Here is an 18,445-nt window from a genome sequence, read left to right as displayed (position 1 = left end):
CGACAGGCGTTGCGATTGCACACGGAGAACTATTTGCCCGCGAAGACCGCCCGTTCGACGCCCCAGCAATGACAATCGCGACGGCACTTCGTTAGTCCACCGGCAATGGTGCGTCGCGCTTGATCTCTTCCATCACCGCATAGGTTCGCGTTTCGCGCACGCCCGGCATCGACAGCAGGGTCTCGCCGAGGAAACGTCGATACGCGGTCATGTCCGCCAGCCGCGCCTTCACAAGATAGTCGAAGCCGCCGGCAACCATGTGACACTCCAGCACTTCGGGCGCGAGTTTCACCGCGCGGGCAAAACGCTCGAAATTGTCGGGCGTGGTCTTGTCGAGCAGCACTTCGACGAACACCAGGAGCCCGAGGCCGAGCCGGTGCGGGTTCAGCCGGGCGCCATAGCCCTCGATAAAACCCTCTCGCTGCAAACGCTTCAGCCGCTCGCCGATCGAGGTCGGCGACAGCCCGATGCGTTCCGCGAGCTCGACATTGGCGATTCGCCCGTCCTGCTGCAAAATCGAGAGGATTTTCCGGTCGATGCGATCTAATTCCATAATTCATAAGGCCAAATAACTCGATAGCTTCATTTTCTAAGCCGAATGAGCTAAATTGTCTATCGAGCTAAGGTCGCGTGGGCATTATCCTGGATTGGAGCCACAGGATACGCCATGCCGAACATTCCACCTCCCTTCATCGCTCCCTACGCGCCCGATGATGCCGACATCGCCGCGCGCCTTTTGCCATCTGCGCATCTCGGCGCGCCGCAGGAGGCGCGGATCGATCGCACCGCGACCCGGCTGATCGAAGCGATCCGCAAGCGCGACGACCGGCTTGGTGGGGTCGAGGACATGCTGCGGGAGTTCGCGCTCTCGACCAAGGAAGGGCTGGCCTTGATGGTGCTGGCCGAGGCGCTGCTGCGCGTGCCGGATGCGCACACCGCCGACCAGTTCATCGAGGACAAGCTCGGCGAGGGCGACTTCATCCACCACGAGACCAAGTCTACCGCCTTCCTGGTCAACGCCTCGGCCTGGGCATTAGGCCTCTCGGCGCGGGTGATCCAGCCCGGCGAGACGCCCGACGGCACCATCGGCCGGCTGGTGAAGCGGCTGGGCGCACCGGCCGTGCGCACCGCCACGCGCCAGGCGATGCGGCTGATGGGCAATCATTTCGTGCTGGGGGAGACCATCGAGCAGGCCCTGGAGCGGGCCCGGCCACGCTCCGGTGAGAGGCAGCGCTATTCTTTCGACATGCTCGGCGAAGGCGCGCGCACGGCCACTGACGCCAGGCGCTATTTCGACGCCTATGCCAGTGCGATCGAGACCATCGGCAAGACGGCCGGCAACCATCCCCTGCCCGACCGGCCCGGCATCTCCGTCAAACTCTCGGCGCTGCATCCGCGCTTTGAGGCGATCAGCCGCGACCGCGTGATGGCTGAGCTGGTGCCGCAACTGCTGGACCTGGCGCAGCGCGCCAAGGCCCATGATCTCAACTTCACCGTCGATGCCGAGGAAGCCGACCGGCTGGAATTGTCCCTCGACGTGATCGCGGCAACGCTCGCCGATCCCTCGCTTGCCGGCTGGGACGGATTTGGCCTCGCGATCCAGGCCTATCAGAAGCGCGCCGGCGCCGTGATCGACTATGTCGATGCGCTCGCCCGCGCGCACGACAGCAAGCTGATGGTGCGGCTGGTCAAGGGCGCCTATTGGGACACCGAGATCAAGCGCGCGCAGGAGCGCGGGCTCGACGGCTACCCTGTGTTCACCCGCAAGGCGATGACGGATCTGAACTACGTCGCCTGCGCCCAAAAGCTGTTGAGCCTGCGGCCACGCATCTTCCCGCAATTCGCCACCCACAACGCGCTGAGCGTCGCGACCGTGCTGGAGCTTGCCGGTGAAAACGGCGGCTTCGAATTCCAGCGCCTGCATGGCATGGGCGAGGCGCTCTATGAGCAGCTCGCCAAGGACCACCCCGACATCGCCTACCGCACCTACGCCCCGGTCGGCAGCCATCGCGACCTGCTCGCCTATCTGGTGCGGCGACTGCTGGAGAACGGTGCCAATTCCTCCTTCGTGGCGCAGGCCTCCGATTACCGCGTGCCTGTTACGGCGCTGTTGCAACGTCCGGCGGATGCCGTTGTCCGGCCGCAGCAGGCGGCCCATCCCAAGATTCCGTTGCCAGGCGATCTGTTCGCGCCGGAGCGGCGCAATTCACGCGGCGTCGAATTCGGCGCGCGAGCCGCGCTCGACCGGTTGCTGACCGACGTCAAGGCCGAGAGGATCGATCTCAAGCCGATCGCCGATGCAACGCCGGATCAGGCCAACGCGGCCGTGACGGCTGCGCGCGCGGGCTTTGCCGCCTGGAGCCGGACACCCGCAGCCACGCGCGCAGCGGCGCTGGAGCAGGCCGCGCATCTTCTGGAGAACCGCGCGCCCCATTTCATCGCGCTGCTGCAACGCGAGGGCGGCAAGACGCTCGACGATGCGCTGTCGGAGCTGCGCGAGGCCGCCGACTTCTGCCGCTATTACGCCGCGCTGGGCCGCAAGCTGTTCGGCAATGATGTGGCGATGCCGGGTCCGACCGGCGAGAGCAATGCGCTGGCCATGCGCGGCCGCGGCGTCTTCGTGGCGATCTCGCCATGGAATTTTCCGCTGGCGATCTTCCTCGGCCAGGTCACGACCGCGCTGATGGCCGGCAACAGCGTGGTGGCCAAGCCCGCGGAGCAGACCCCGTGCGTCGCGGTTGAGACGATACGGCTGCTGCACGAGGCCGGCATCCCCGCAAGCGCGCTCCACCTCGTCGTCGGCGACGGCCGCGTCGGCGCCGGGCTGACCGCGCACCCCGATATCGCCGGAATCGTCTTCACCGGCTCGACCGAGGTCGCGCGCAGCATCAACCGGGCGCTGGCGGCCAAGGACGGGCCGATCGTGCCGCTGATCGCGGAGACAGGCGGCATCAACACCATGATCGCGGATGCGACTGCGCTGCCCGAGCAGGTCGCAGACGACGTCGTCACCTCGGCGTTCCGTTCCGCCGGCCAGCGCTGCTCGGCGCTGCGGCTGCTGTTCGTGCAGGAGGACGTTGCCGACCGCATGATCGAGATGATCGCGGGCGCGGCGCGCGAGTTGAAGATCGGCGATCCGAGCGACGTCGCGACCCATATCGGCCCGGTGATCGATGTCGAGGCCAAGCAGCGCCTCGATGCGCACATCGCACGAATGAAGACCGAGGCGCGGCTGCACTTTGCCGGCAGCGCGCCGGAGGGCTGCTTCGTCGCGCCGCATATTTTCGAGCTTGGGGATGCCGGCCAGCTGACCTCGGAGGTGTTCGGCCCGATTCTCCACGTCGTGCGCTATCGTGCCGAAAATCTCGAACGCGTCCTGCAAGCCATCGAGCGCACCGGCTACGGGCTGACGCTCGGCATCCATTCCCGTATCGACGATACGATCGAGGCGATCGTCGACCGTGTCCAGATCGGCAACATCTACGTCAATCGCAACATGATCGGCGCTGTCGTCGGCGTGCAACCGTTTGGCGGCAACGGCCTGTCCGGAACCGGTCCGAAAGCCGGCGGCCCGCACTACCTCGCGCGCTTTGCGACCGAGCAGACCGTAACGATCAACACCGCAGCAGCCGGTGGCAACGCTGCCCTGCTCGCAGGAGATGAGTGAGGCGCGGCGAGGAGCGTTGCATCCCGCCGAAACATCGGTCTAATGCTGCCGTGACGTGGCCCTCGCCAATTCCAGCGCGCGGGAAACAACACGAGCGAGGGAGCGACGCCGCAATGGAAAAGGGCATTTTTGCAGGGCTCAAGGTGCTGGATTGCGCGAGCTTCATCGCAGCACCAGCCGCCGCGACCGTGCTGTCGGATTTCGGTGCCGATGTCGTCAAGATCGAGCCGCCCGGCGCCGGCGATCCCTACCGCAACCTGCCCAACATTCCGGGCTATCCGAGCAGCGAGCACAATTTCGCCTGGCTGCTTGAGGCCCGCAACAAGAAGAGCATCGCGCTCGACCTCTCAAAGCCCGAGGCGCAGGCCGTGCTCTACAAGCTGGTGGAAGAGGCCGACGTCTTCATCACAAACATGCCGCCGCCAGTGCGCGCCAAGCTCGGCATCACCTATGACCATCTCGCCCATCTCAACGACCGCCTGATCTACGCCTCCTTCACTGGCTATGGCGAAAAAGGCGAAGAGGCCAACAAGCCCGGCTTCGACAGCAACGCCTATTGGGCGCGCTCCGGCCTGATGGACCTCGTCCGCGCCGACACCGACACGACGCCGGCCCGCTCGGTCGCCGGCATGGGCGACCATCCCTGCGCGATGGCGTTCTACGGCGCCATCGTCACCGCGCTGTACCAGCGCGAGAAGACCGGCAAGGGCTCGCATGTCGCCTCCAATCTGATGGCGAACGGCGTGTGGGCCGCTAGCGTGCTGGCGCAGGCTAAACTCTGCGGCGCCAAGTTCGCCGAGCGGCGGCCGCGCGAACGCGCGTTGAATGCGGTCGCCAACCACTACCAGTGCAAGGACGGCCGCTGGCTGATCCTGTCGCTGCTGAGCGAGGAGAAGCAGTTTCCGACGCTGGCCAAGTGTCTCGGCCGCGAAGACCTCATCACCGATCCGCGTTTCGCCACCAAACCCGACCGCCACGCCCGCTCGGTCGAGCTGATCAAGATCTTTGACGAGACCTTTGCGACCAAGGATCTCGCCGAATGGCGCAAGATCCTCGACGGCAACGGGCTGGTGTTCGGCATCGTCGGCATTCTGGACGACATCCCGAACGACAAGCAGATGCTCGACAACGAAGTTCTGGTACCGTTCGAGAACGACACCATGCTCACCATCTCCAGCCCGATCTGGATCGACGGCGCCAAGAAAGTGCAGCCGCGCAAACCGCCCGGCGTCGGCGAGCACAGTGACGAGATTTTGCGTGGCGCGGGATACGACGAGGCGGCGATCAAGCAGCTGCGGTCGCAGGGGGCGGTTGAGTAAGGCGACACGCTGACGCAACCCCGTCCTTGCGAGCGCAGCGAAGCAATCCAGAATCCCACCGCGGATGCATTGCTGGATTGCTTCGCTGCGCTCGCAATGACGACATCGGAACATTGCGGTATAAAGATTGGCAAAGCCATCACGAGGTCACATGCCCAGCTACCGCCTGCACTACTTCCCCGAATCCGGCAACAGCTACAAGCTGGCGCTGATGCTGACGCTTTGCGGCGAGAGGTTCGAGCCGGTCTGGACCGACTTTGGCGGCGGCGTCACGCGCACGCCGGAATGGCGCAAGAGCGTGAACGAGATGGGCGAGATTCCCGTGCTCGAAGTCGACGGTGTGAAGATGACGCAGACCGCGCCTCTCCTGCTCAAGCTTGCCGAGCAGTTCGGGCAGTTCGGCGCCGAGACCGAGGAGGAAAAGTTCGAGCTGCTGCGCTGGCTGTTCTGGGACAACCACAAGCTCACCGGCTACATGGCGACCTACCGCTTCATGCGCGCCTTCACGCAAAACAACGATCCGCAGGTGCTGAAACATTTCCGCCGGCGGCTCGAGGATTTTCTCGGCATCCTCGATAGCCATCTCCAGCGCAATGAATTCGCGATCGGCACCAGGCCGACGGTCGCCGATATCTCGATGATGGCCTATCTGCACTATCCGAGCGACGAGCACGGCTTCGATTTCGCGGAAAGCTATCCCGCCATCCACGCCTGGCTTGGCCGCATGGCCGCACTGCCCGGATGGAAGCCGGCCTACGAGCTGCTGCCCGGCAAGCGGATGACGAACTACGCGAAGTGAGGGCGCCGACTACTTCAGCGCCAGCCAGCCGAGCGTGACCAGGATTCCGCCGATGATGACGACGACCGCGACCGCCCAGGTGCTGACGCGGACGCTGCCACTGACCTGCTTGGCTTCTTCATTCTGCGCGATCTCGCGATTGCGCTCCTTGTTGGCTTCGCTGGAGTCCGTCATCGGTCATCCAAATCGGTTGCAAGCGGCCTAACGCGTCTTGATGAAGCACATGCCGATGCGGCGCGAGGCCGCGGCAGCCTGGCAGGTCAGCCCTTTAGCACAGCTCCACGACGTAAAACTCCTGTCGGCCGATCCCGATCCCGCATTTTCCAGGGAACAATGCGCGCCCCAGCCGTCCTGATATTCGGTCCCGGCCAACTCAGTGCTGCCGCGGGTCTGCGGCCGGCTGGCAAATCCACGTGAGAAATCAGGGCGTTTGCCTGCGGCCATCGCGGTCAGGATGTCGCGGCGGCGGACCTGGTCGCCAAGAAAATGCGGGGAAGCCGGCACGATGGTGGCATTGGACGGCTTGTCCGCAAGCCAATCGACGCCCGGAAAATGAAAGCCGCCGATGCCGCGGGTCTGATGGCAGCCGGCGCAACTGACGTCATTGAGGCGGCGCTGGAAGCCCGCGACGGAGCGGACGTTCAGCATGTCCCCGCGCGCAGCAGCTTGCTTCAGCGCACCAACTACGTCGTTCTCGGAGAAGACCGGCTCGCCTTGTCCCTCTCCATTGCCCTCCCCTTGCATCATCCCGAACTCCGGCTGCAACGGAGAAGCATCGAGGCCGGCTGGCGTCGGCACGATTGCAGCCTTGGCCAGGAATTTCTCGGGGATCAGCACCGTGCCGCGATCGAACTCACGAAGATGATCGGGCGCGAGCAGCCAATCCCTGAAGTCGCGCCGGAGATCATTATCGGCAAGAATACTGTCGCGGTCGATCTGGTTCTCCAGCGTCGATTCCGCGAACGTCTTCGAGACAGCGTCGTACTTGAACACCTTGAGCAGATAATCGGAGCGGAAATCGTGCAGTGCCGATTTCGCTGCAACCGAGATCTGAATGTTGGTCTCGATGCGATCGAGCATCGCATCGTAAGGATGGAAGCTGCTGCCGATCAGCCCCTGCCAGTCGCCATTGCCGAGCCAGCGTCGCGCGACCTCGGCGCAGGTGATCGGCTTGCCGCTCGCATCCGTCTGCCGCGCATCGCGCGCCTTCATCACCAGGTTGAGCGTCATCGGCAGCCGCGTGGCTGTCCTGTCGCCGTCCGGTTTGGTCTCGAAACGTGCAAGACGATAGATCAGCCTGATCTCGCCGCAGGACTCTTCCGAGACATAGGCCCGGTCCATCCGGTTGACGATGCCGGCCAGCACGAAACGGGTGTCGCGGGATTTCAGATTGGACCGATCGAACAATTGCACGTCGAAGCCTTCGCCGACGCCGATGGTCTCGGTCGGATATGCCTCTTTCTGCCGGGCGGCGTAGCGGTCGATCTCCGCCTCGATCGCGGGGCGAATTTCCTTGAGCTGCGACAGCCACGAAAACATCAGATCGGTCGTCAGCGGAAAATCCGCGTTCCGCTCCGGCCACAACAGGCGCGAGATCGTGAGTGCATCGTGCCGGTCGAGCTCGCGCAGGAGATCGGGATCGGTGATCGCCGTGCCGCGCGCCAGCTGCGCGTTCTCCGCGGCCAACGACGACACGATGCCACCGAAAAACACGGCGACGGCAACGAGAATTCGCAACGCGCGGCTCATGTCTCAGGTAACACCGCGCAGGGACGGCTATTCAAGCAAAAAGGCGCTTCACATGGTGGTGAAGCGCCTTTTCGGAAATCGGATAGCAGCCGCTCAGCGCGAGACGATCAGCCCCTTGCTGGTGACGACCACCCAGCGGCCGTCCTGACGGCGGATCGCATCGACACGGCCGACGCCGGGGATGGGGTCGCCGGCGTAGACCTCGTAGAGGCCACCGCGGCCCTCGATCAGCGCGCCGCCGTTGGAGACGTCGCGCAGCACCCAGCCTTCGACCGTCGGCAGCCGGCCGACCTCGGGCTTGGGCGCGGCGGGAGCCGGCGCAGCTGCGGCGGTCGCAACCTGGGTCGGCGCGATCGAGCCGGTGGTCTCCCTGGCTGGCACGGCGGCTGCGGCCTGGGCGGGAGCCGCCGTCGGGGTGGCGCGGAGCTTGTCGACGGTCTCCGACAGCTTCGCGATTTTGGCCATCGGCTCGGCCTGCGCCTTCTCGAGCTTGTCGAGGCGGTCGTTGGTGCGGTTGAACTGGCCGAGACCGGTCTTGGAGGTATGTTCTACGTTCGCCTTGAGCGCGACGACATCGGCATCGATCCGGGCGACCGAGGATTCCAGCGCGCTGGTGTCGGCAACCTGGGCCGGCGCGGGGCTTGCGAAGTGCATCATCCCTGCGGTCGCGAGCGCGCCGCTGATGGCGCCGACACTGGCCGCAATCGCCACCACCGCGGCCATCGCCGACAGGCGGCGCTTGCCGCCGGCCTCGCGCGGCTCGTCCGACTTCACATGCGGGGCAAACTCTTCACGGTCCCAGGACCGCTCCGCGGGTGCCATGACGATGAGCTTGCCGAGCTTTGGCTCGGACTTGGTCTCGGCTTTGGGCTCAACCTTGGCCTCGAACTTGGGCACCTCGATCCGCGAGGCCTCGATTTTTGGCGGCTCGATCTTGACCGGGTCGGGCTTCACTGGATCAGGCTTGGGCGGCGTTTCGTGGTCGGGGGCAATCGAAGGGGCCTCGATCCCCGCAGCCTCGACGGCCTGCGGCGCGGTCGCGGCGGCTTCGACGACGCCAGTATCCTGGACGGCCTGCTCGGCCATTGGTTCGCTCACGGCTCAAATACTCCAGTCTCGGTTGACCTTTTGGTAACTTTCATTGCTTGCGAATTCCTTACCTGCGGACCCGCTTACCAAAATTTTAGGAACTCATCCGGGGCCGAATTGGGCCGGGAACGTGGAACCGGTGTGGCGCTGTGCAACAAATTGTCAGCCGATGCTGCCCTGCGGCAGGCCACGCTCCCGCCGAACGGGCTGTTTGCCCGCCCCTGTTACCCCGCTAACATGACTGTCCTGTCAGCCAGAACGGCTGCAGACGGCCCTTGGGGGTGTCATGACGATCGAGAAGTGCATCAACGAATTTGGCGTCGATGACATCATCTTCGAGGAAGGCTCGACCGGCCGCGAGCTGTACGTTGTCCTCGACGGCGAGGTCGAGATCGCCAAGATCAGCGGCGCCAGCAAGACCAGCATCATCAAACTCGGCAAGGGCGAATTCTTCGGCGAGATGGCCGTGATCGACGGCTCCGCACGTTCGGCGACCGCGATCGCGGCGGCACCGAACACCAAGGTGATGAGGGTCAACCACGCCCGCTTCGTCTATCTCGTCAGCCAGCAGCCGGCGTTTGCACTGATGGTGATGGATGCGCTGTCGAAACGCCTGCGCGCCGCCAACGCGGTCAGCTACCGGGCGGCCCAATCATGAGCGACGGCAAGCCCACGGCCTTTCCGGTCCTGATGAAGAACGACACCTGCTCGCTGATCCAGGCCGCGGACGACGTCTACCAGATCCGCTTCTCCAATCGCGCCGCCAACGTCTATCTCGTGCGCGGCTCGGCGCGGACCATCCTGATCGATACCGGGCTGTCCTCGAACTATGCGGCGATGGTCGAATGCCTGAACTTCGCCGGCTGCCCGCCGGAAAAGATCGACATGGTGGTGCTCAGCCACGAGCATCTCGACCACATCGGCGCGGCCTGGCACTTCAACGAGCGCCGCACCTTCGTCGCCGCCCATCGCCTCGCCGCCAACAAGATCATGCTGCGCGACGACTTCTCGATGCTGCGAAAGATGTTCAACGAGCCGAACGTACCTGTTAATATCGACATCTGGCTCGAGGAAGGCAATCTGATCGACCTCGGCAATTTCCGTCTCAACGTCATGCACACGCCAGGACACACGTCGGCCTGCATCACGCTGTTCGATCAGGACAAGGGGCTGCTGTTTGCCGCCGATACGCTCATGCCAGGCGGCGTGATGGGCGGCGTGTTCGGTTCGGGCAGCATCGCCGACTACATCGAATCGCTGGAGCGGCTCAAGGGATTGAACGCGAAGATCCTGCTATCAGGCCACGGCCGGCTGTCGGACACGCCGCAGGAAGACGTGCGTATCGCCATCGCGCGGTCGCACGGTCTATTGGAGGACACAGCACAATTGTTCGACGCGCTGGATGCGCGCTCGAATTTCGAGCCGATCATGCAGTCGGTGCGGGATTTGAACAAGCTGGATGATTAAATGCGCCGCGGGCGTCCGTCCGCGGGGCGAAGCACCGATGCCCCCACAACGTCGTCTTGGCGAAAGCCAGGACCCATACCGCGAGGTCCATCGGTCGTACGCAGCAGGCGTACCGAACGATGAATCTTCGCCAAACTTCTCCCTGGGGTAATGGGTCCTGGCTTTCGCCAGGACGACAGCGGGACTCCGTCACCGCCTGCTTGTAGCGGCTAGATCACCACCGGCGCATCCGGCAGCTCGTTCGGGTGCGCTCCGCTTGGCGGGAAATGCCTTGCCAACTCTCGCGACACCGCCTCGATCCCGCCGATCGCGCCGCGCTCGAACTGCCCCGACCTGAACTCGACTTCCATCGCGTGGCAGATGCTCTCCCAGCCCTCGGCGCCAACCTTCGTATCGATACCGCGGTCGGCGACGATCTCGACATCGCGGTCGGCGAGCAGGAGGTAAATCAGGACGCCGTTGTTGTGCGCGGTGTCCCAGATGCGTAGTTGCGAGAAGACGTCGAGTGCCCGCTCGCGCGCCGGCTGGTTACGAAACAGCGGGCCGCCGTCGAGCGCGCCTTCGACCACGAACCGCACCTGGCCGGAATGCATGGCTTCGCCGCGCTTGATCGCCTGCTCGATGCGGTCGAGCACGCCCTTAGGGAACACCTGCTTGGCACGCCAATGGTGCTGGAGCAGATGCCGGGTGATGCGCCTGATGCTCATGACCTACCAGCTCCCCGAAGCACCGCCGCCGCCAAAGCTGCCGCCACCGCCACTGAAGCCGCCGCTCGACGACGACCCGCTGCTCCAGCCGCCGGATGACGAACCGCTCGACCACGAGCCGCGACGCGAGGATCCCGTGCCCGATCCCGCCCCAAACAGATCGGCAATAAACGTCAGGACAGCGCCGAGCACACCGACGCCCAGTCCGATCACCGCAGAGCCGATCACGAACCAGGCGATGACACCAACGATCGCTCCGGTGATCCCCGAACCGAACAGCCGCCCGAACATGGAGCGCAGGATGCCGCCGATGACCAGCGGGCCGAACAGCAGAAAGAAGAAAAGCGGTTCGATGTCGTTCCAATCGCCGAAATTCACGCTGCGCGAGGGCGTCGGGAGCGGCTCGCCATCGATGACGCGGATCATGCGATCGACGCCCGCCGTGATGCCGCCGGCGAAATCGCCACTCCTGAATTTCGGCGTGATGGCTTCATCGATGATGCGCCGCGAGGTGACGTCGGTGAGCGCGCCCTCGAGGCCGTAACCGACCTCGATGCGCAAATGCCGGTCGTTCTTGGCCACGACGAGGATGGCGCCGTCGTCGACCTTCTTGCGCCCTATCTTCCAGGCCTCAGCAACGCGGATCGCGAACTGCTCGATCGTCTCCGGATCCGTCGTCGGCACGATCAGGACGACGAGCTGGCTGCCCTTGCGGGTCTCGAAGTCCTGCAGCTTTTGCGACAGCGCGGCGATGTCGCCGCTGGAGAGCGTACCGGTCTGATCGACCACGCGGCCGGTGAGCTGGGGTATGGCGACATCGGCTGAGGCGGGGAATACTGAGCCAAGCAATAGCGACAAAAGGACTATCGTGCACCACAACCTCGCTGTCATCGCCCGGCTCGACCGGGCGATCCAGTATTCCAGAGACGCCGGCGGGATACGGTGAAGCCGCGGCGTACTGGATTCCCCGCTTTCGCGGGGAATGACGGCGGTGGGTGGGGCTAGGCGCATGCGCAAAAAAGCGCGCACTTACTTCGACGGCGCGGGCGCCGGATTGAAATCGACCTTCGGTGCGGTCGAGATTTCCTTCTCGTTTGCGACCGTGAAGTTCGGCTTCTCCTTGTAGCCGAACATCATCGCGGTGACGTTGCTCGGGAACGAACGGATGGTGACGTTGTAGTCCCGCACCGCCTTGATGTAGCGGTTGCGCGCCACCGTGATGCGGTTCTCGGTGCCCTCGAGCTGCGACATCAAATCCTTGAACAGCGCATCCGACTTGAGCTGCGGGTAGTTCTCGGTGACCACCAGCAGCCGCGACAGCGCGCCGGAGAGCTCGCCCTGGGCGGCCTGGAATTTCTGGAATGCGGCGGGATCGTTCAGCACCTCCGGCGTCGCCTGGATGCTGCCGACCTTGGCGCGGGCATTGGTGACGCCGAGCAGCACGTCCTTCTCCTGCTGCGCAAAACCCTTCACCGAGTTGACGAGGTTGGGCACGAGATCGGCGCGGCGCTGATACTGGTTCACGACCTCGGACCAGTTGGCCTTGATCTGCTCGTCCTCGCTCTGGATCGCGTTATAGCCGCAATTGGTGAGGCTCAACGAGGCCAGCGCCGCCAGCACGGTCAGGATCTTGCGCATCAAATTTCTCCCGGTGGAATCGGGCGCAAGCTACCAGATTGCATGCGCGAGATGCCAGACATCTTGCGTCCGGGCCGAGGCCGCCAAAAGCAGCCGATGTACGCAAGCCTCTTGCTTAATCCCGGCTGTAATAGTCAACTCAAGGGAACAATAAACCGGTTCGGGAACGCCAGGGGAACGCGATGAGCTCGTTCGAGACCATCCTCGTGGAGAGGCCGGAGCCGGCGATTGCCCGGGTCGTGATGAACCGGCCCGACGCGCGCAACGCGCAGAACCTGCAAATGACCTACGATCTCAACGCCGCCTTCGATGAGGCGGTGCAGGACGATACGGTCAAGGTCATCATTCTCGCCGGCAATGGTCCGCACTTCTCCTCGGGCCATGACCTGCGACCCGGCAGCAAGAATGAAGCAGGCGTGGATTTTCCGCCGATCGGAAATTGGGGCGGCTTCGCCGAATCAAACGCCCATGGCCGCTTCGCGCGCGAGCAGGAGATCTATCTCCAGATCACGCGGCGCTGGCGCAACCTCGCCAAGCCCACGATTGCAGAGGTGCACGGCAAATGCATCGCCGGCGGGCTGATGCTGGCCTGGGCCTGCGATCTCATCGTCGCCAGCGACGACGCGCAGTTCTGCGATCCCGTGGTCACCATGGGTGTCTGCGGCGTCGAATGGTTCGTGCATCCCTGGGAGCTCGGCCCGCGCAAGGCCAAGGAATTTCTGTTCACCGCAGACAGCTGGAGCGCGCAGGAGGCGCACCAGCTCGGCATGGTCAACCGGATCGTGCCGCGCGCGGAGCTTTCATCGCGCGTGCTGGAGCTGGCGCGCCGGATCGCATCAAAACCGTCCTTTGCACTGAAGCTGACCAAGGAGGCGGTGAATCGTTCGGTTGACGTCATGGGCCAACCGGCGGCAATCGACCAGGCCTTTGCGCTGCATCAGCTCTGTCACGCGCATAATCTTCAGGAATTCGGCATGGTCGTCGATCCATCCGGCCTGCACCCCTCCGTGCGCAAGCCGCCGGCGGCCGCGGACTAGACGGGATGGATCTCAATCTCACCGACGAGCAACGGCTGCTGCGCGAAAGCGCGGAGCGTTTCGTGGCCGAAAGCTACGATGCCGATCACCGCCGCAAGATGGCGAACGACCCGCTCGGCTTCAGCCCGGCGGTGTGGACGCAATTCGCCGAACTCGGCTGGCTTGCATTGCCGATCGCGGAGGAGTTTGGCGGGCTCGGCGGCAGCGCGGTCGAGATCGGCATTTTAATGGAAGCATTCGGCCGCGGGCTGGTGTCGGAGCCGTATGTCGCGACAGTCGTGCTTGGCGCTGCGTTGATCGAGCGATGCGGCAGCACGGCGCAGAAGCAGGCAATCCTGCCGAAGATCGCGGACGGATCGTTGAAGCTCGCGCTCGCGCATTCCGAGCGCGCGGCGCGGTTCGACCTTGCCAAGGTCGCAACCACCGCCCACAAGACGGCGCAAGGCTGGCGCCTTGCCGGCAACAAGATTGCCGTGCTTGACGGCCACGCCGCCGACGAGATCATCGTCTCTGCGCATATCCATGATCATCAGGGACCGTCGGCGCGGATCGGCCTGTTTCTGGTGCCGGCGACGACGCCAAATGTTGCGATCTCCGACTACGAGCGCCTCGGCGGCGGGCGGGCCTGCAACATCGTGCTGTCGGATGCGCAACTGCCGGAGGATGCGCTGCTCGGCAATGGCCACGACGCACTGCCGGCAATCGAATGGGCTGTTGACCGCGCCATGGCCGCGGTCGGTGCCGAGGCCGTCGGCATCATGCAGGTGCTGCTGGACACCACGCTGGAGTACACCAAAATCCGAAAGCAGTTCGGCCGGCCGCTCTCGGCCAACCAGGTGATCCGCCACCGCCTCGCCGACATGGCGGTGCAGGTCGACGAAGCGCGCTCGATGGCGCTGCGCGCCGCGCTGAAGGTCGATGCCGATCCGGTCGAGCGCGCGCGGGCCGCCTCCGGCGCGAAGGCGAAGATCGGCAGATCCGCGCGCTTCGTCGGCGAGCAGGCAATCCAGCTTCACGGCGGCATGGGTGTCACCGAGGAGCTCGAGGTCGGCGCCTATTTCAAGCGGCTGGTCGCGTTCGACACGCTGTTCGGCGGCAGCGCCCACCATTATGGCCGCCACGCCCGGCTTGGCCGCACCACCGTGCCGGCCTGATACAAGGACCGCATCATGGACCTGTCGTTCAATGCCGAGGAGCGCGCCTTCCAGGACGAGGTGCGCGGCTTCATTGCCAAAAATCTCACCGAAGAGATGAAGCGCGCGACTGCGCTGACGCCGTCGGTGTTCTCCGACCCCGATATCGGCATGGCCTGGCAGCGCACGCTGCACAAGCAGGGCTGGGGCGCGCCGGGCTGGCCGGTCGAGCATGGCGGTCCCGACTGGACGCCGGCGCAGCGCTGGATTTTCGAGACCGAAAGTGCGCGGGCCGGCGTGCCCAACGTCAACGTGATGGGCGTGAAGATGGTCGGCCCCGTCATCATCGGCTTCGGCTCGCCTGAGCAGAAGAACTTCTACCTGCCGCGCATTCTCTCCGGCGAGGATTATTGGTGCCAGGGCTATTCCGAGCCGGGCTCCGGCTCCGATCTCTCCTCGCTGAAGACGCGCGCGGTGCGCGATGGCGACGACTACATCATCAACGGCACCAAGATCTGGACCACGCATGCCCACCACGCCAACCGCATGTTCGCGCTGGTGCGCACCAGCGACGGCCCGCGGCAGCAGGATGGCATCAGCTTCATCCTGATCGACATGAAGACACCGGGCATCACGACCCGCCCCATCCTCACCATCGGCGGCGACCACGAGGTCAACCAGGTATTCTTCGACGACGTGCGGGTGCCCGTGGCCAACCGCGTCGGCGAGGAAGGCAAGGGCTGGACCTACGGCAAATATCTGCTCGAATTCGAACGCGGCTCCGGCATCGCCTCCGCAAAATTGCGCGAGGGGCTGAAGGCGATCGCGGATCTCGCCGAGTCCGACCTGACGGGGCGCGCGATCGACAGCCTCGATATCGCGACGCGCATCTCCGAGGTCGAGGTCGACATCGACGCGCTGGAGATGACCGAGCTGCGCGTGCTGTCGGCATTGCAGACCGGACAGAATCCCGGTGCGGTGTCGTCGATCCTGAAGCTGCGCAATAGCGAGATCCGGCAGGCCGTGACGCGGCTCGGCGCCGACGTGATCGGCCACGACGCCCTCGCGGTCGAGCCGATGCGCCCGCTCTACAGGCTCAACCATGAGCCGCCGATGCCGGAGGAGATGCTGACGGTGGTACCGGAATATCTCAACGGCCGCGCCTATACGATCTTCGGCGGCACCTCGGAGATCCAGCGCGATATTATCGCGAAGATGATGCTGGGGATTTAAGGGGCACTGGCGCTACACACTCGCTGTCGTCCCGGCCTGGTGCGCAATTGCGCACAGGGGGCCGGGACCCATACGTCGTGACGAAGTGGTAGCGCGAAGCTGGTCACCACCAGCCGTCGCCAAATTGGACTCGGTGGCTATGGGTCCGGGCCCCCCGTGCGCAATTGCGCACTAGGCCGGGACGACAGCGGAAATCGCCGCCACAGCGCGGGCTACGCTTACCCTACCTTCGCGTCCCTGATCGCCTGCCAGATCTTCTGCGGCGTCAGGGGCGTGTTGAGCTGGGTGATGCCGAGTTCGGCGAGCGCATCCATCACGCCGTTGGTGACGCAGGGGGGACCGCCGATGGCGCCGGATTCGCCGCAGCCCTTGGCGCCGAGCGGATTGGTGCGGCAGGGCGCTGAACCGTCCAGCGTCACCACGATCGGCGGAACGTCGTCGGCGCGCGGGATGCAGTAGTCCTGATAGCTCGCGGTGAGGAGCTGACCGTCGGCATCGTAGGAGACGCCTTCGTACAGCGCCTGGCCGATGCCTTGCGCGACACCGCCATGGATCTGGCCGGTGACCAGCATCGGGTTCACGGCGACACCGACGTCGTCGACGGTCGTGTAGCGCACGACCTTGGAGACGCCGGTCTCCGGATCGATCTCGACCTCGCAGATATGGGTGCCGTTCGGCCAGCTCGGACCGTCGACCTCGCCTTCGGAATCGACGCTGAGTTTCGCGCCGCCTTCTTTCTCGGCAATGTCGAACAGGCTGATACGGCGGTCGGTGCCGACCACGGTGAGCATGCCGCCTTGATATTCGATGTCCTCGATCGAGGTCTCCAGCACGTTCGCTGCCTTCTCCCGTGCCTTCTGGATCAGATCGTTGGAGGAGACCGCGACCGCCGTGCCGCCGACGAACAGCGAACGCGATCCGACGCTGCCAAAGCCCGTCGCCAGATCCGTGTCGCCCTGGACCACGTCGATCTTGTCCATGGCAATGCCCAGCGTGTCGGAGAGCATCTGGGTGTAGGTGGTCTGCAATCCCTGCCCCATCGCCATGGTGCCGGAATGCAGGATGACGCGGCCTTCCGACGTCGCGTGCAGGCTGACCTTCTCGGTGTGGGCGCGGCCACCAGTCCATTCGATATAGGAGGTGAGGCCGCGGCCGTAGAGCAGGCCCTTCTTCTTCGCCGCCTTCTTGCGCGCGGCAAAGCCGTCCCAGTCGGCGAGCTTCACGGCACGATCGAGCATGTGCGCGAAGGCGCCGGAATCGTAAACCTGCCCGGCAGCATTGGTGTAGGGCAGCTGCGCCGGCTTGATGTAGTTGGCTTTCCGGATCGCGCGCGGATCCATGCCGATTTTCCGCGCGGCCGCGTCGAAGAGGCGCTCGACGATGAACACGGCCTCCGGGCGTCCCGCACCGCGATAGGCGCCGACGGGTGCGGTGTGGGTCATCACCGACTTCACCTCGAAATGCACCAGCGGCAAATCGTAGACGCCGGTCTGCACGAATGGCCCCAGCACCAGCGGAATGATGTTGGCCGCGCCCGAGGAATACGCGCCGGTACAGCCGATCGAGCTGACGCGATAGGCCAGCACCTTGCCCTTCTCGTCGAGCGCGAAGGAAGCGGTCGAGGTAAGATCGCGGCCATGGGTGCCGCCGACGAATTCGTCGGTGCGGTCGCCGCGCCAGCGGATCTTCTTGTTCAGCTTGGTCGCGGCATAAGCGACGATGCCGTCCTCGGGATAGAGGTTGGTCTTCTGGCCAAAGCCGCCGCCGATATCGCCGACCAGCACGCGAACGCTGTCCTTGGGACGCTTCAGCACGGCCTCGGCCAGCACGTCCCGGGTCGAGGCCGGCGTCTGCGACTGCACATGCAGCAGAAGGCGGCCGGTCTTCTTGTCGATCTCGGCAATGGTCGAGCGCGGCTCCATGGCCGAGGGCACCAGGCGCTGGCTGACGAGATCGAGCTCGACGGTATGCGCCGCCTTGGCAAAAGCCTCGTCCACCTTGGCTGCATCGCCGTAAGCCATCGCGCCGACGATGTTGTCGGGGGCCTCCGGCCACACCACGGGCGCGCCGGGCTTGACCGCTTCGACAGGATCGACCACCGCCGGCTGCACGTCATATTCGACCACGATCGCTTCAGCCGCGCTCTGCGCGTCGGCGCGCGAGGAGGCCACCACGGCGGCCACGGCCTCGCCGGCGTAGCGCACGATGTCGTGCGCCAGCAGGCGACGTGGCGGCACCGTCATCGGCTTGCCGTCGGGGCGCTTGAAGATGCTAAGCGTCGGAATGACGCCGATGTCGTCCTTGACGAGGTCGGCGCCGGTGTAGACCGCGGTCACGCCGGGCATCGCAGTGGCAGCGCCAGTGTCGATCGAGACGATCTTCGCGTGGGCATGGGGCGAGCGCAGCAGATACAACCACAGCGCGCCATCTTCCGGCTTGTCGTCGATGAACTGCCCCTTCCCGGTGAGCAGTCGCTGGTCTTCCAAACGCTTGACGGGCTGCCCCGCTCCGAAACGCAAATTGCCGGGAAGAATGTTCATTCCGTGGGGTCCCTTAATGTCTCAAAAGCGGCTGCCTTTTAGCGGATCGAGGCATGCGAGGCCAGCC

General features: G+C 64.8%; 16 protein-coding genes. 8 read left to right on the top strand and 8 right to left on the bottom strand.

Annotated elements, in window-relative coordinates; all coding sequences use genetic code 11:
• Nucleotides 1–91: 91 nt before the first annotated feature.
• Nucleotides 92–553 carry an Lrp/AsnC ligand binding domain-containing protein gene (locus AC0L27_RS11100; protein ID WP_279661271.1) on the bottom strand — a complete coding sequence of 154 codons (462 nt, stop codon included), beginning with the start codon at nt 551–553 and terminating at the stop codon, nt 92–94.
• A 114-nt stretch (nt 554–667) separates the two neighbouring features.
• Here AC0L27_RS11100 and putA point away from each other — a divergent pair, with 114 nt between their 5' ends.
• The 3 genes from putA (at nt 668) to AC0L27_RS11085 (ending at nt 5,785) form a co-directional block, all read left to right on the top strand.
• Complete coding sequence (gene putA, locus AC0L27_RS11095; protein WP_354208013.1) at nt 668–3,667, top strand: bifunctional proline dehydrogenase/L-glutamate gamma-semialdehyde dehydrogenase PutA; 3,000 nt, start codon at nt 668–670, stop codon at nt 3,665–3,667.
• Nucleotides 3,668–3,780: 113 nt separating this feature from the next.
• Complete coding sequence (locus tag AC0L27_RS11090; RefSeq protein ID WP_354208015.1) at nt 3,781–4,986, top strand: CaiB/BaiF CoA transferase family protein; 1,206 nt, start codon at nt 3,781–3,783, stop codon at nt 4,984–4,986.
• A 151-nt stretch (nt 4,987–5,137) separates the two neighbouring features.
• Entirely contained in the window at nt 5,138–5,785 is a 648-nt protein-coding gene (locus AC0L27_RS11085; protein WP_354208017.1) for a glutathione S-transferase family protein, read from the top strand.
• 9 nt (nt 5,786–5,794) lie between these two features.
• On the opposite strand, the gene AC0L27_RS11080 is transcribed toward AC0L27_RS11085, so the two are convergent.
• The 3 genes from AC0L27_RS11080 to AC0L27_RS11070 form a co-directional block, all read right to left on the bottom strand.
• Nucleotides 5,795–5,959, bottom strand: coding sequence for a hypothetical protein (locus AC0L27_RS11080; RefSeq protein ID WP_275173628.1), 165 nt, complete (start codon nt 5,957–5,959; stop codon nt 5,795–5,797).
• A 27-nt stretch (nt 5,960–5,986) separates the two neighbouring features.
• Nucleotides 5,987–7,534: a hypothetical protein gene (locus AC0L27_RS11075; protein WP_354208019.1), complete on the bottom strand. Its 1,548-nt coding sequence runs from the start codon at nt 7,532–7,534 to the stop codon at nt 5,987–5,989.
• 93 nt (nt 7,535–7,627) lie between these two features.
• Nucleotides 7,628–8,620: a hypothetical protein gene (locus AC0L27_RS11070; RefSeq protein WP_354208356.1), complete on the bottom strand. Its 993-nt coding sequence runs from the start codon at nt 8,618–8,620 to the stop codon at nt 7,628–7,630.
• A gap of 289 nt (nt 8,621–8,909) precedes the next feature.
• On the opposite strand from AC0L27_RS11070, the gene AC0L27_RS11065 reads away from it, so the two are divergent.
• Together AC0L27_RS11065 and AC0L27_RS11060 are read left to right on the top strand one after the other, a co-directional pair.
• Complete coding sequence (locus AC0L27_RS11065) at nt 8,910–9,281, top strand: Crp/Fnr family transcriptional regulator (protein ID WP_035974430.1); 372 nt, start codon at nt 8,910–8,912, stop codon at nt 9,279–9,281.
• A complete protein-coding gene (locus AC0L27_RS11060; RefSeq protein ID WP_275173626.1) occupies nt 9,278–10,090 on the top strand; it encodes an MBL fold metallo-hydrolase in 813 nt (270 codons plus the stop codon). Before AC0L27_RS11065 ends, AC0L27_RS11060 begins: the two co-directional genes overlap by 4 nt.
• A gap of 209 nt (nt 10,091–10,299) precedes the next feature.
• Here AC0L27_RS11060 and AC0L27_RS11055 read toward each other — a convergent pair whose 3' ends face one another.
• From AC0L27_RS11055 to AC0L27_RS11045, 3 genes are all read right to left on the bottom strand, one after another.
• Nucleotides 10,300–10,797, bottom strand: coding sequence for a TPM domain-containing protein (locus AC0L27_RS11055; RefSeq protein WP_354208024.1), 498 nt, complete (start codon nt 10,795–10,797; stop codon nt 10,300–10,302).
• Nucleotides 10,798–10,800: 3 nt separating this feature from the next.
• Nucleotides 10,801–11,688 (bottom strand): TPM domain-containing protein, encoded by an 888-nt coding sequence (locus AC0L27_RS11050; RefSeq protein ID WP_354208026.1) that lies wholly within the window; start codon nt 11,686–11,688, stop codon nt 10,801–10,803.
• A gap of 138 nt (nt 11,689–11,826) precedes the next feature.
• Nucleotides 11,827–12,435 (bottom strand): LemA family protein, encoded by a 609-nt coding sequence (locus AC0L27_RS11045; protein WP_354208028.1) that lies wholly within the window; start codon nt 12,433–12,435, stop codon nt 11,827–11,829.
• Nucleotides 12,436–12,617: 182 nt separating this feature from the next.
• Here AC0L27_RS11045 and AC0L27_RS11040 point away from each other — a divergent pair, with 182 nt between their 5' ends.
• The 3 genes from AC0L27_RS11040 to AC0L27_RS11030 are packed head-to-tail and all read left to right on the top strand — an operon-like array spanning nt 12,618 to nt 15,838.
• Complete coding sequence (locus tag AC0L27_RS11040) at nt 12,618–13,472, top strand: enoyl-CoA hydratase (RefSeq protein ID WP_354061783.1); 855 nt, start codon at nt 12,618–12,620, stop codon at nt 13,470–13,472.
• 5 nt (nt 13,473–13,477) lie between these two features.
• Nucleotides 13,478–14,626, top strand: coding sequence for an acyl-CoA dehydrogenase family protein (locus tag AC0L27_RS11035; RefSeq protein WP_354208030.1), 1,149 nt, complete (start codon nt 13,478–13,480; stop codon nt 14,624–14,626).
• A 15-nt stretch (nt 14,627–14,641) separates the two neighbouring features.
• On the top strand, nt 14,642–15,838 hold the full coding sequence (locus AC0L27_RS11030; protein ID WP_354255094.1) for an acyl-CoA dehydrogenase family protein: 1,197 nt from the start codon (nt 14,642–14,644) through the stop codon (nt 15,836–15,838).
• A gap of 218 nt (nt 15,839–16,056) precedes the next feature.
• Here the strand turns inward: AC0L27_RS11030 and AC0L27_RS11025 are convergent, their stop codons facing one another.
• Nucleotides 16,057–18,378 (bottom strand): xanthine dehydrogenase family protein molybdopterin-binding subunit, encoded by a 2,322-nt coding sequence (locus AC0L27_RS11025; protein WP_473318930.1) that lies wholly within the window; start codon nt 18,376–18,378, stop codon nt 16,057–16,059.
• Between the last annotated feature and the right edge of the window lie 67 nt (nt 18,379–18,445).

The sequence above is a fragment of the Bradyrhizobium sp. Ken51 genome, from assembly GCF_055807435.1.
Note: the sequence above shows the minus strand (reverse complement) of the source record. Positions and strands in the feature narration are given on the sequence as shown.